Genomic DNA, 12,873 nt, shown 5'->3' with positions numbered 1-12,873 from the left:
GATGAAGATACAGAACCCCATATTGCGCGGATTTAACCCCGACCCGAGTTTGCTGCACGTCGGTGCCGATTATTATTTGGCGACGTCCACCTTTGAATGGTGGCCAGGAATCGAGATTTATCATTCACAGGATCTTGTCCATTGGGACCTGTTATGCGAACCGCTCAACGACGAGGCAGCGATTCCTCTGCGCGGCGTCTACAATTCCGGTGGTATTTGGGCGCCGCACTTGAGTTACGCGGACGGCCAATACTGGCTGGTCTCGACGATTGTCCGGTCAGCGACGGCTTTTAAGGACACTCTGAATTTTGTGATGACTAGTCCAGATCCGGCGGGTCCATGGTCGGAACCCACTTTCATCACGGCCAGTGGTTTTGACCCGTCCCTGTTTCACGATACCGATGGGCGTCACTACATTTTGAACATGCTCTACGACCACCGGTTAGATCAGCCCGGTTTCAGCGGGATTGCTTTACAAGAGTTTGATCCCTTGACGATGAAGGTCATTGGGGAGAGAAAGAAAGTCTATACCGGCACGGATTGGGGCACCTGCGAAGGCCCCCAGATCATTAAGAAAGACGGCTGGTACTATCTACTGTGCGCGGCCGGCGGTACCGGTTTTTCCCATGCTGCGACGGTCGCCCGTAGCCGCAATATTTGGGGACCGTATGAGAACTCACCAATTAATCCGTTGATTTCGACGCGTTACACCCCGTATGCGCCATTAAAGAAATGCGGCCATGCGTGTTTTGTTGAAGTAAGTCCCACTGAGTGGTATATCGTCTTCTTATGCGCCCGGCCATTACTGCCGACGGGCCGGGCCAATACCCCGCTGGGCCGGGAGACGGGGCTGGCGCCCATCGAATGGGCAAAGGACGGCTGGCCGCGATTGACGAACCACACGACGGTACCGGACTTAACAATTACCGCGCCCTCATTGGCGACCGCTCCGCAGCGCGATGATTACTCCCAAGACCTCGATTTCAGTGAGCTGAAACAGCTGCCGCCGGAACTGAAGACACTGCGCGGACCTCTGGGGGCTACGGCGTCGCTCACCGAACGCCCCGGTTACCTCCGGCTCCACGGTCGGGAGAGTCTGTCCAGTCTGTTCAATCAGACCCTGCTCGCCCGGCGCTGGCAAGCATTCCATTTCACCGCCAGCACCGAGATGACTTTTGCGCCCACGAACTTCCAGCAGACGGCCGGGCTGGTCCCATTCTACGATACGGCGAACTGGGCGTATCTGTACGTCTCTTACGACGAGCACCGCCAGCAGACGTTCCTGCGGGTGGAGACCGCAGACATGGATCATTACCGCTACCTTTCTGACCCAGTACCGATTGATCCCCAGCAACCGGTTCAACTTCAGGTCGAAGTCGACCGGAATATTGGTCTCTTTTCTTATACCCAAGGGACCAACCACGGTATACTAGGGGAGACGTACGCGGCGGATCGGCTCAGCGATGACTACGTGAAGGACCATGGCCATCTGGGCTTCACTGGGGCGATGGTGGGGCTGTGTGCCCAGGACATGGACGCCCACCGCTCGTTCGCCGACTTCCGGTACTTCAATTATGACGAAGTCCATGACCCGGAGTGAAGAAAGGACCGCAAACTGATGCTGCACTTTACTGATTTGGCCCGTTACCAGCTGGGGGACATGGTGGCCCACTACCTGGTCGATGAGGACCACCATGTGGAGCTGATGATCTATCCCGTTGAAGATGCCCCGCTGGTGTCTGTTCCCCGCCACCAAAAGACTGTCTGTTCGCTGATTCAAGCCCGAGTGGCGGGGACTGCCGCGGACAAGAACTTCACGAATGGCTTGACGATGTACAACAACGCCACGGTGCAGTCCCTGAAACTTATCCGTCACACCAAGCGGGTGCGGGAAGATGACGATGCGGTCATTATCCGCACGTCTATGCGGGACGGTCACGGCAACCTTTACGCCCACCACCTCTTGTGGCGGCCGGGGGAGCAGCGGTTGCACACTTGGACCACCGTGCAGTGCAACCATGACCAAGGCCAGCGCTTCCTTTGGCTGGCGTCCTTTTGCCTCAGCGGCATCAGTCCGTTTTACAGCGACGCCATCCCGGCCGGCACCCTGGACCTGCTGCGGCTCCGCTCGAAGTGGGCCATGGAGGGCCGGTTGGAAGAAAGGCCGGTCGAAGACTATGATTTAGAGTCCAGTTGGAAGCCCTCCGGTCTGGCCCTGGAACAGTTCGGCCAGAACGGCACCATGCCGGTGCGCCGGTTCTTCCCTTGGGTCGGTTTACGGGACAAGCACCGCGATGTGACCTGGTTGGCAGAATTGGCTGTCCGGGCCTCCTGGCAGCTGAACGTCGGTCGCTTGGACGATCGGCTGATGATCTTCGGCGGCTTGCCCGATGCAGATAACGGTCAATGGTACGTGGACTTGGAACGGAATGAAAAATACCAGACGCCCGTCGCCTATCTCACGGTCGCCCACGGAGACTTGGCCCGGGTCAGTCACCGTTTGCAGCCAGCGGTGCACAACACGGACCTGCCGATTATTTACAACGAGTGGGGCACGACCTGGGGCAATCCCAGTGCTACCCTGATCCATGAGTCGTTGACCCTGCTGCAGCAGCATGCGATCGGCACCTACGTCATTGACGCGGGCTGGTACCAGAGCGCCCTGAACCAATGGGACGGCGGTCACGGCGACTGGGTGGTGGACCCCAAACGTTTCCCTGAAGGACTCGCCCCTGTCGTCCAGGACATCCATCAGCATAATATGAAGGCGGGTCTGTGGTTCGAGTTCGAGACGGCCGGCCGCCATAGTTTACTAGGTAACGATCATGACGCGGAACCGCCCAAGCGCCTTTATTTGTTTCCAATGGCCGGATTTTCTGCACCGCACGCTGAGGCTGAGTGGGAGAAAGAAAAAGCAGAAAAGACCATGCTGCTGCGGGAACATGACCGTGACGGCGTGCACCGGCCGGTGAGCACGGTCAAACGCCGCTTCTTGGACTTGACCCAACCAATCGTGCGGCGGTACTTACAGATCCGGATGATCGATTTGCTGAAAACTGCGGGTTTCGATTACTTGAAAGTGGACTATAACGACAGCCTGGGCCTGGATGTGCAGGACGTGGCCGGGGCCGCGTCCCCGGCCGAGAGCCTGCAGCGGCTGACGGCGGCTACCATGACCATCCTCAAGGAGGTACGTAAGCAGATTCCCAACATTAAGATTGAGAACTGCGCCTCCGGTGGCCACCGCCTGACGCCGGCTTGGATCAACGCCACCGACCTGTCCTCTTTCTCCGACGCCCACGAAACGACCAGTATCCCAATCATTGCCGCCAACGAACTAAACGTTGTGCCGGCTGCGAAGAACCTGATTTGGTGCGTCGTCCACCCGGACGATGGTGCTGATGCGCTCTACTATCATCTGATCGCGACATTCTTAGGCCGGGTATGTCTCTCCGGCGACATCCGTCAGTTGAGTGCGCCGCAATGGCAAATCATCGATGAATGCCTGACCTTCTATCGGGCGCATAGCGACCTGATTGCGCAGGGCCGACCGTTCCGCTCAGGGCCGGATATTCTCAGTTACCACGACCCAGTGGGCTACCAAGTCTCCGGGTTCCGTTTACCCGACGAGGTCCTGTACCTGTTCTTCGGGTTCAATCTGCCCGAGGCGCAGACGGTGGCCATGAATGTGCCGCCAGCGTGGCATCAAAGCGGCACAGTGGGCAGCCCCGACATCACACTGGCGCCGGGACAAGTCACCATCCCCGCCGGCCGCTTTGTGGCCCGAGCGGTGGCGTTTCAACGCTAGTCGGCGGTAAGAAAGGCGGTCTCCGCAGAGACCGCCTTTTTCGATACGCCTTAATCTTTCACTGTGGGAGACCAGCGGGGCACATCAATTGTCTGCTTCTGGGTGACGATGGCGTATCCGGTTGCTGTCGTTAGAAACTGCACCAGTCCGTCCACCCGCGTGCAACCTTGCGGGTCACCCACGACCGCACACGCCAGAACAGTGGTACCAGGGGAGAGTGATGTCGTGAGAACGGGGACGACATTCTTCTCAGGTGACAGCAGATTTGTATTCGGTCCCTGGTTCACTGCAGCGGCTTGCCGGTTATTCAGCAAGTCGATGATGGCGCTTTCGCCATTCCCGTTGGTAGCAATGGTGGCGGCACCTACTATCACGGGTTTCTGATGTTTGGGATTCCAGGGGGCCAGCGGGAACCCGCCTTCATAGCTGATCAGCGGCTGCTTGGTGGTCACCTCGTGGATCCGCACGTGCAAGTTGGCAGTCAACGGGATCAGGTAGCTGATGACCCGTGCGGTGCCAGTGTGCCAGGCACTGACGGCATAATCGGCGGCCATGTGACTGGCCGTGATGACTTTTCTGCCAGCGTATTGGTCTTGATCCGGGATACTGAAGGCCAGGGTGTTGTCGATGGCGAATGTCTCAATGCCGGTCAGATCCCGGGAGAGGTTGAAGCCGAAGTGGGAGGAGTAGGCGAACTTGCCGTATTTCTCTTGCCCGTGGTAGAGCGCCGCGTGGGCAGCCATCTGCTTGCTGGACAGGAAGACGTGGTGACCCGCCCCAGGCGTAATACGGAAGAGCATGCCGCTTGCCGGCTGGTGAGAAAGCCCAGGCAAATCGTCGGGGTAAGGGGCCGCCGGCAGCTGCCAATACGGATCGGTTGCTGGCAGCTGCAGAATGCCGAACAGCTTGAACGCCCACATGGGTGAACCGGGCGCATTATAGTCTTCAGAAAGCAGGTAGTTATTGTATCCGTAGCCCACCGTCAACGGTCCTTGACCGGTGAGACTGGTGATGGGCTGCTGCTGCCAATAGTGTGCCGCTCGGTCGATCAGGCCCTTGACTAGGGCCGGCGTGAACGCTGTCCCTCGGTACGCACCGCTGAGATAGAACTGGCACCAAAAACCAATCGGCGCAAAACGATAGGTCAGGGAACGGCCGAAGGGAATACTCCGGCCAGATTCGTCAAACCAATAGATAAAGCGGTCCGCAAAATCCTGGGCGCGCTGTCTGAACACCTGGGCGTGGTCGTCATCCGTTAATTGCGCATACAGCAGACCGTAGAAGTGGAACGCAAATGCTAGGTAGTAGTCCATCTGCTGCGTGGGGCCGTCGCTGTACACGCCGTCCCCGAGGTAGAACGTGTCCAATTGCGCGAGGGCGTTAGCCAGGACATGCTGGTCATAGGGATAGCCTTGTTTACGCAACGCTGCATTCAGCAGAACGATGAAGAAGTACCAGTTGCCGGGCGGCAGGGGAATGGCGGTCATCGTAGTCAGCCACTGGACCAAATAGGCCATATTCGCCGGGCCCAGGTCCGCCGCCAGCTGGTCGCCCCAGAAGCCAAGAAAGTAACTGATGGGACCGGTCTCCACGACAATTTGGCGGCGACTGCGGTCGACTGGCGGTAATTGCCGGTGCTGCACGATATCATAGAAGTGCTGAATCACGGGATCTTCCTTGAATGGTCGGCCACTGCCAGCGGCGGCAGGCAGATGCCCCCACAAGGGGCGCAACGCGGCTTCTAAGACTCGAATGTCAGAATCGTAGGCGGCACCAAAACTGGCCACGTAGGTGTCGTCGGGCGGAGTTAAACGGGTAAGCCAAGCGGTTAAATCGTCACGGGAAAGCATGGCAAGATTCCTTTCTGGATTGACAAAAATAGCCATACATCGGCAAAAATGTATGGCTAATAAAGGTATACACGCATGAATATCACATTGGAATGAAGCGCTGGAAATTAACGGACCAGGTAGCCGCCGTCAACCGGAATAATCGCCCCGTTAATGTAGCTAGCAGCATCACTGGCCAGGAAGACCGCGACGCCCATCAGCTCGGACGGGTCAGCCCAGTGGCCGGCGGGAATCCGGTCGAGAATTTCTTTGTTGCGCGCTGGGTCACGGCGGATCGGCGCCGTGTTAGCGGTCTTGATGTAGCCGGGGGCAATGGCGTTGACTTGCACATTGTAGGCGCCCATTTCGCTGGCGAAGGCCTTGGTCAGACCAGCGACACCGTGCTTGCTGGCGGTGTAAGAGGGGATGAACTTGCCGCCTTGGAAGGACAGCATGGAACCAATATTGATAATTTTGCCGTGCTTCTGCTTGGCAAAGACCTTCGCAGCGGACAGGGACATGTGGTAGACGGCCGTCAGGTTGATAGCGATGACCTGGTCCCAATCCTTGTCTTTGGACTCCAGCAACGGGTTGCGCCGAATCATGCCGGCGTTGTTGACCAGAATATCGATATGGCCCATCTTCTCGACGGCTTCAGCCACGACCTTGTCGGTGATGCCGGGTTCGGTCAAGTTGACGTCCATGAATTCCACCTTGCGCCCGCGCTTCTCAATCAGGCGGCGGGTGTTATCCCATTCGTCCTTGCCGAACGTGGGAATGAAGATGTCCGCGCCGGCTTCCGCCATGGCGACGGCATAGCCTTGGCCCAAGCCGGTGTTGCCGCCGGTGATGACGGCGACCTTGCCCGCCAGGCTGTACTGGCTCATCTTAAATTGGTCGAGTTCCTTTTCATGGGCTGCGATTTCTTCTGGTGATTGATCAAGTGCCATGTGTAAAAACTTCCTTTCTGAAATGAGAAAATTACTTCAGTTCCGCCATGGGAATCATGTCCATATCGTCGTAAGTCTGGTTCTCGCCGCACATCGCCCAAATGAACGAATAGCTGCTGGTGCCGATACCGCAGTGAATGGACCAGCTGGGGTTGACGACCGCCTGCTCGGGGGAGAGAACGATGTGCTTGGTCTCCGTCGGCGTGCCCAGAATATGGAAAACGCGGGCATCAGGGTCGCTGAAGTCGAAGTACATATACGTTTCCATCCGCCGCGCATGGGTGTGGGCAGGCATGGTGTTCCATCCGGAACCGCTTTCAAGGACAGTATACCCCATCTGGAGCTGGCACGTATCCATTTGGCTTGCGTCAATATATTTGTAGATCGTGCGTTTATTCATGTGCGCCTGGTCGCCCATGGGTTTAGAAAGGGCATTGGCAAACGGCAGCTTCTTGTTTGGGTAGGTCTTGTGCGCCGGTGTCGAAACAACATAGAACTTCGCCGGCGTCGCCGCGTCCTTGGACGCAAAGACGACGTGCTTCGTGCCCATGCCGATGTAGTAGCCGTCCTGCTTGACCATCTCCTCGGTCTGGCCGTCGATGGTGATGGTCCCGGCCCCGCCGATGTTGATGACGCCCAGTTCCCGCCGCTGCAGGAAGAAGTCCACGCCCAGGCCCTTGTCCAGCTTGATCTCCAGCGGTTCTCCCGTCGGCGTCACACCGCCAAAGATCATGCGGTCGTTGTAGGTATACGTGAGCAAAATATTACCGGGGTCAAAAATCTTGGGCATCAAAAACTGTGTCCGTAACTGCTCTGTATCATCGTGCTGAATATCCTCGGGACTATGCGCGTACCGAGTGACCATCGAAAATGTCATTGCTGTCGAGCTCCTTCTTTGATTTCTTAAACACTGGCCGGTGAGTGTTCAACGCCCTTATTGTTCATTGCGTTTAACCGGTGACCAGTTCAATTATCTAAAAGCAAAAAGGATGCCAAAAGCCCTCAGACCACATTCGAGGAGGGATGTGGTCTGAGGGCCAAGAGAGGAGCCGCCGTTTTTCCGGAATGCGGCGGTAATGATGCAGGGCTGGAAAAAGGCAAGGGGGTTCGCCTGTTTTCCACTATTCTTTACGCAAATTACGGGCCAAATGAACCCATTGGATAATAAAAAGGCCCGGAAATATCCGGGTCGCAGTGGATTACTTATCTTCACTCTGGGCCGTATACCGGGCGTGCTGCTGGAGCCGTTTCTCGGCCTTGATCGTCTTCAATGCCCGGGCTGCGGTCTTCTTGTTGGGACTGTGCAGCTGCCGGCGGGCACTGGCGAGATCCATCTTTTCTGCCATGGGAGATCACCTGCTTTCTGAAAGTGGTGCCATCATCATAGCACGATTGCTTACAAAAGGTAAGTGGTAATCACACGTAGATAATGGCAAACCCCCGCGGGCCAACGTGGGTCATGATCACCGGGCTGGTCAGGCGGTTGAGGATGTGCAGGTCGGGCCGCTGTTCCTTCAGGGTCTGGGCGATGGCGTCAGTGTCTTCGTGGCTGTCCACATAGGAGAGGCCGACTTGGGTGACGTTGTGGTCGGCGATGATGTCGTCCACCACGCCCTTGATCATCTTCTGCATACCTTTCTCACCCCGGGCCTTGTGAGCCACGTCCAGCTTGCCGTTGGGCATGGTCAGTTCCAGCTTGAGCTTGATGATGGAACTGACGAAGCCGATGGCGCGGCGGGCGCGGCCGCCCTTAGCGAAGTAATCTAGACTGTTGACGAAGCAAGTGAGGGTAATCTTCTTCATGTACTCGGTCAGTTGGCCGACGATGGCCTTGGCGTCATTCACCGTGCGGGCCAGCTTGGCCGCTTGCAGGACGACGAAGGCGAGGCCTCGGTCGGTCAGGCCGCTGTCCAGGACCTCCACGGGGACGTCCACTTGGTCGGCCGCCATCTGGGCCGCTTGGGGCGTGCCGCTGAGAACGGAGCCGATGTGGATCGACACGATGCTGTCACCGGGTTTGGCCAGCTTTTCATAGGCCTCGACGAACGTGCCCACGGAAGGCTGGCTGGTCTTCGGGAACTCGTCATCTTGGGCCAGGTGGTCAGAAAACTGCTGGCGGGTGATGTCGATGTTGTCCCGGTAGGTTTTCCCATCCAGGGTGACTTGCAGGGGAACCACCGTAATGCTGTTCTCCTTGATTTCTTCCGGCGTCAGTTGCGCCGTGGAATCGGTGACAATATGAATCATCAAAAATCCTTCTTTCGGACAATATATGCGAAGCCGAGAATATGGAACTGAACACCTTCTATTCTAGTCGACAAGACTAGGTTCCGTCGAGGGGCTGGGGGCGGATTTTTGCGAGGGACTCGTGCTGCTTGCCGAAGTTCTACTAGCCATCCAATATTGTCATCAATCGAATCGTGTTTCCCACTGTGCGGCCGCGTGACATTCAAACAGCATTTGGATATCGGCAGGCAGGTTCCGTTGTAAGGACAGATCGGTTGCTAAAGCCTCACTCTGGGTGAAGAGCTGGGCCGCCGCTGTTTCTACACCGGGATGCAAATCCGTCGTCTCAGCGGTGCATACGAAGAACATCTTGTAGATATCGTTCAATCTTTGTTTGGCATAACTGTGTTGCCGCATTGCCCAGACTGCCGCCAAACGGATGGGGCGGACGGTGATACCCGCCTCTTCATGGGTTTCCTTGGTTGCAATTTGCCCGGCAGAATAGCCCAGATCGGCCCAGCCCCCGGGAATCGACCACTGGCCGCTGCTTTTCTCCTGGACGAGCAGCAGTTTGTCATTAATAAAAGTTGCTGCGCGTACGTCGACCTTCGGGGTGACATAGCCGGTGTCACTGTCGAGGAAGAGGCGGAGCTGATCGGGCGAGGCATCGCTGGTTAGGCGGATAAGGTCACCGGTCAATTCGCTGAGTTGGGTGTAACGTTCCTGGTCATACACGTCATGGGCGTAGAACCTGCCAGACTGGGCAATGGCTTGAAGCTTGGCGACGATTTCTGCGAGATTTTCAGCAGGCCGTTGTGTTACCATAAGTATCAACTGCTTTCTGTAAGTGGTTTCTACGTCCATCATACGCGTTATTGGAACAAAAACAGCGGCATTCCAGAAGTTAGAAATGCCGCTGTTGATGATTGGTATGTCGTTGGCACACCAAGACTGGTTGGTCATTGAGTTATTTGAGCTGCTGTTCAACTGGCTGTTCGATCGAATGTGTTCGGTTATCGTCGGAAGGATGTACAATTGGGCCACTGTGTGCAGCGAGAGTGATAAGAACCACGGCGCCAATCAATACGTTCCTTAGTGGTTTCAATAACTTTCACCTCCATAAAGAAAGGAACTTGTCAGATGTCCTCAAAATTTGGAACTACCTTTCGCACATTGAGACAAGGCCGCCATCTTAGTCTAAGTGAAGCCTGTCAAGGCATCATGACGAAGTCGGCCTTATCTAAGTTTGAAAACGGTCACAGCACGATTCTATTTGAAAACCTGCTGCCGCTGTTAAACCGTTTGCATATCACATTTTCTGAGTTCCTGCATGCCGCCAACGATTACGCATGGAATGCCAATGGTGCGTTCTTCCGAGACTTGACCAATGCGTATTTGAACAAAAACCAAGTCACAGTGATGAAAATGATTCGTCAGGAAACGGCGGCAGCGGAAGGCGAGTCTGACCTCCGTTTTCACCAGATCAACGCCATTACAGCGAAATGTGTGCTGGCGCTGTTGAAGAAGACTGAGGTCGCCGGTACCGATATCCAGTTTGTCATTGACTATCTTTTCGATCAAGACAACTGGATGCAGTACGAACTCAGCTTTCTTCGTTACGTCATCCCTTTTTACCCTCCGGATCGGCTTCTTTTGTTGACGAAAACAATGCTCAGAAGCGGTCGCGAGTTTCTCTCTCTGGGTGGGAACGCGGATTTTGGCGCGGAGACATACTTAAGCATACTCGCCACGATGCTTGACAACGGCTGCCTGGCCGATGCCAAAAGTGCCCTGGGGATGATCGAACCGAATACTGCATTGTCTCTTTCTTTAGGCAGCTCCCTCAACTTGAAGGAACTCGAGGCAGTGCTGCAGTACTTGTCGGGCGAAAGAGAGAAAGGCTTGGCTGAGTGCCGCCGCGTTGTTGAAACTGCCAGTTGGCTTGGTATCGACTGGGAAATCGGGCAGCTGAATGATCAATGGGAAGACTTGACTAGGCAAGCCCTTTATGGTGATTAGGGCTTCAAAACTAGCTAACGGGACCGCAAAGGATGCATTACTTGCTGTTCTTGTGTATTTGATTCCATAGGGGATCAGCTAGGAAAACGGCAACGGTGGCGACGAGGGCACAGGTGAGTAGGAGTGAAAGCACGCGCGAATGTATCACCACTGGCCATACATAGCGATCCAAGATGAGGATTGGAATCACCCACAGAACATTGTAAGCAAAGTGTACGATATTTCTCGACATGACCTTTACCCCCATTTCTTTAAGCTTGCCTAGGTGCTTGCTGTTGACGCCTTTGAGGATGGGTACTGGAGCAGCACCTGACATACGATCATTTTTACCAGTGAAGCTGCACAATCATATCCGTCTTGCTGCCAATGTAAGAATTGAAAATGTCGAAGCTTGTTTTTTATTTGGTTGAAAACACATTCCGGCAATCAATAGAGGTGTCCCATTCGTATAATTGAAGAACGCGTCAACGCGACTGTATTCTGGTTATCAATTCGATGGCTGCCGCAGTCCCCACATGGTACTTTTCGCGGACAATGCGAATTTGGGTAGAAACATCGGACACCTGTTTTGTCATCTGGCATAATTGATTCTCTACGTCCTTGGACTGCAGCAACTGTTGGAGCTTCTTATGTTGGCGGCGCTCATTAATCGAGTATACAGCCAAGTTGATGAGAGCGAGTACTGCGACGCATATCGTTAAAAGCATGCAGTCTTCACGCTCGTGATCTCAGCCAATTCCAGAACGAGGTCCCTTGCTGTCTTCCCTGTAAGTTTCTTGAAGAAAGTCATGCGGTTCATGTGATCGTCCTCCATTTCGATTATTTGCTGACGACAATGGGAGGCCTATTTTTTTCTTTTGGGCACACCATCGATTATGGCGTCGCGGCGAGCTCACTGCTAGATCCTCCTCTCTTCAGTGGCCTATGAAAGCTAGAATATCAGATTATCGATACACTTGGCGACATGTTTCCTAATATTAACGGGGACAAAAGGCCAATCAAGTAAGATTCGTGAGTGGAGTGAAGGAAAACAGGTGTCTTGTGAAATTTAACGTGTTTCCTAGACGCAACAATGTCTTGCCGTTGCATAACGGAAACAGCTGGATTCAATTGTGCTGAATAAGATTGTGGCCAAATAAAATAAGCCTGCCTGGAATAAATACACTAGACAGACTGGGTAATGGTGCGGAGTGCCGCGATGATTTCTGCCAACGTCCAAGGCAGTAACGCGCAGTTCCCGTCTAATCAGCAACAGTCACCAAAGCCAGCAAATCATCCGGCACAGCCAACCGATAGTCTGCTGCACCAAACTGACCATCGTCGTGGGCGCCCCATCCTGCCAGCGCAAAGGGCATCTTCGCTGCGTGGGCGGCTTCCAAGTCAGGCGTGCCATCGCCGATGTAAATCGCGTTGGCCCCTGCCGGCAGCTGCTTGAGGACAGTCAGCAATGGTTCGGGGTCAGGTTTGTGCTGGGCCGTTGAGTCTGCTGTAATGACGACATCGAAGAGACCTTGGAAGCTGAACCGGGTGATGACGTCGTCCATCTCGGCTTGGTTTTTCGACGTCGCAACGGCCACCTTGACGCCGCGCGCGTGCAGTGCGTGCAGCAGCGCCATGATGCCGGGATAAACGGTTGCCCGATCCAGCAGGGCGGCCGCGTGCCGCAGCCAGACGTTGTACATGTGCTGCTGCCGGGCTGGATCGGCGGTGAAACGGGTAAGCGCGGCCATGCCCGGGATGCTCAGGATAAACAGCAAGTCCTGTTCGGCCACTGTCATGTTCATTTCTTCCCGCAGGGTCTGCTGCAAGGAGTGGACATAGACGTATTCCGTGTCGATCAGGGTGCCATCGACGTCGAAGATGACGGTATTAAACATGGGTAAAACCTCCTGTCAGAATTGGACCTGCTTCGATGGTACCGCATACAGGCAAAGAAAGACGGCTGCGCGCATTGGCGGGCAGCCGTTTCCTGGTTTCTATTCGGATGACGCCTTGATCAGAGGCCGGTGATGCATCACGCAATGAACCGCGTTCATGGTGC

At 55.3% G+C, this 12,873-nt stretch carries 10 protein-coding genes; 3 read left to right on the top strand and 7 right to left on the bottom strand.

Features of this window, described 5'->3' with window-relative positions; genetic code table 11:
- Position 1 precedes the first annotated feature (1 nt).
- Positions 2-1,600 (top strand): glycoside hydrolase family 43 protein, encoded by a 1,599-nt coding sequence (locus L248_RS07700; RefSeq protein WP_040535575.1) that lies wholly within the window; start codon positions 2-4, stop codon positions 1,598-1,600.
- An 18-nt stretch (positions 1,601-1,618) separates the two neighbouring features.
- Positions 1,619-3,808 carry a glycoside hydrolase family 36 protein gene (locus L248_RS07695; RefSeq protein WP_022529594.1) on the top strand — a complete coding sequence of 730 codons (2,190 nt, stop codon included), beginning with the start codon at positions 1,619-1,621 and terminating at the stop codon, positions 3,806-3,808.
- Between the two features lie 50 nt (positions 3,809-3,858).
- Here L248_RS07695 and L248_RS07690 read toward each other — a convergent pair whose 3' ends face one another.
- From L248_RS07690 to L248_RS07670, 6 genes are all read right to left on the bottom strand, one after another.
- Positions 3,859-5,658, bottom strand: coding sequence for a DUF2264 domain-containing protein (locus L248_RS07690; protein WP_051999914.1), 1,800 nt, complete (start codon positions 5,656-5,658; stop codon positions 3,859-3,861).
- Positions 5,659-5,765: 107 nt separating this feature from the next.
- Entirely contained in the window at positions 5,766-6,587 is an 822-nt protein-coding gene (gene kduD / locus L248_RS07685) for a 2-dehydro-3-deoxy-D-gluconate 5-dehydrogenase KduD (RefSeq protein WP_022529592.1), read from the bottom strand.
- Positions 6,588-6,618: 31 nt separating this feature from the next.
- Positions 6,619-7,464, bottom strand: a complete 846-nt coding sequence (kduI, locus tag L248_RS07680; RefSeq protein ID WP_022529591.1) for a 5-dehydro-4-deoxy-D-glucuronate isomerase — start codon at positions 7,462-7,464, stop codon at positions 6,619-6,621.
- A 322-nt stretch (positions 7,465-7,786) separates the two neighbouring features.
- On the bottom strand, positions 7,787-7,933 hold the full coding sequence (locus L248_RS16050; protein WP_022529590.1) for a putative metal homeostasis protein: 147 nt from the start codon (positions 7,931-7,933) through the stop codon (positions 7,787-7,789).
- A gap of 70 nt (positions 7,934-8,003) precedes the next feature.
- Positions 8,004-8,834: a DegV family protein gene (locus L248_RS07675; protein WP_022529589.1), complete on the bottom strand. Its 831-nt coding sequence runs from the start codon at positions 8,832-8,834 to the stop codon at positions 8,004-8,006.
- 162 nt (positions 8,835-8,996) lie between these two features.
- Positions 8,997-9,638 carry an NUDIX hydrolase N-terminal domain-containing protein gene (locus tag L248_RS07670; protein WP_040535573.1) on the bottom strand — a complete coding sequence of 214 codons (642 nt, stop codon included), beginning with the start codon at positions 9,636-9,638 and terminating at the stop codon, positions 8,997-8,999.
- Positions 9,639-9,953: 315 nt separating this feature from the next.
- Between L248_RS07670 and L248_RS07660 the strand changes: the two genes are divergently transcribed.
- The gene (locus L248_RS07660; protein ID WP_040535568.1) at positions 9,954-10,832 is read left to right on the top strand and encodes a helix-turn-helix domain-containing protein; all 879 of its coding nucleotides are present in this window, start codon (positions 9,954-9,956) and stop codon (positions 10,830-10,832) included.
- Positions 10,833-12,073: 1,241 nt separating this feature from the next.
- Here L248_RS07660 and L248_RS07645 read toward each other — a convergent pair.
- On the bottom strand, positions 12,074-12,709 hold the full coding sequence (locus tag L248_RS07645; protein WP_022529585.1) for an HAD family hydrolase: 636 nt from the start codon (positions 12,707-12,709) through the stop codon (positions 12,074-12,076).
- Between the last annotated feature and the right edge of the window lie 164 nt (positions 12,710-12,873).

The sequence above is a fragment of the Schleiferilactobacillus shenzhenensis LY-73 genome (assembly GCF_000469325.1).
Taxonomy (GTDB): domain Bacteria; phylum Bacillota; class Bacilli; order Lactobacillales; family Lactobacillaceae; genus Schleiferilactobacillus; species Schleiferilactobacillus shenzhenensis.
This window is presented reverse-complemented; position numbering and strand designations above follow the sequence as displayed.

Coding starts and splice junctions, on each gene's coding strand:
- L248_RS07695 (WP_022529594.1), top strand. CDS start 1,619: ATGCTGCACTTTACTGATTTGGCCCGTTACCAGCTGGGGGACATGGTG.
- kduD (WP_022529592.1), bottom strand. CDS start 6,587: ATGGCACTTGATCAATCACCAGAAGAAATCGCAGCCCATGAAAAGGAA.
- L248_RS07645 (WP_022529585.1), bottom strand. CDS start 12,709: ATGTTTAATACCGTCATCTTCGACGTCGATGGCACCCTGATCGACACG.
- kduI (WP_022529591.1), bottom strand. CDS start 7,464: ATGACATTTTCGATGGTCACTCGGTACGCGCATAGTCCCGAGGATATT.
- L248_RS16050 (WP_022529590.1), bottom strand. CDS start 7,933: ATGGCAGAAAAGATGGATCTCGCCAGTGCCCGCCGGCAGCTGCACAGT.
- L248_RS07690 (WP_051999914.1), bottom strand. CDS start 5,658: ATGCTTTCCCGTGACGATTTAACCGCTTGGCTTACCCGTTTAACTCCG.
- L248_RS07660 (WP_040535568.1), top strand. CDS start 9,954: ATGTCCTCAAAATTTGGAACTACCTTTCGCACATTGAGACAAGGCCGC.
- L248_RS07675 (WP_022529589.1), bottom strand. CDS start 8,834: ATGATTCATATTGTCACCGATTCCACGGCGCAACTGACGCCGGAAGAA.
- L248_RS07700 (WP_040535575.1), top strand. CDS start 2: ATGAAGATACAGAACCCCATATTGCGCGGATTTAACCCCGACCCGAGT.
- L248_RS07670 (WP_040535573.1), bottom strand. CDS start 9,638: ATGGTAACACAACGGCCTGCTGAAAATCTCGCAGAAATCGTCGCCAAG.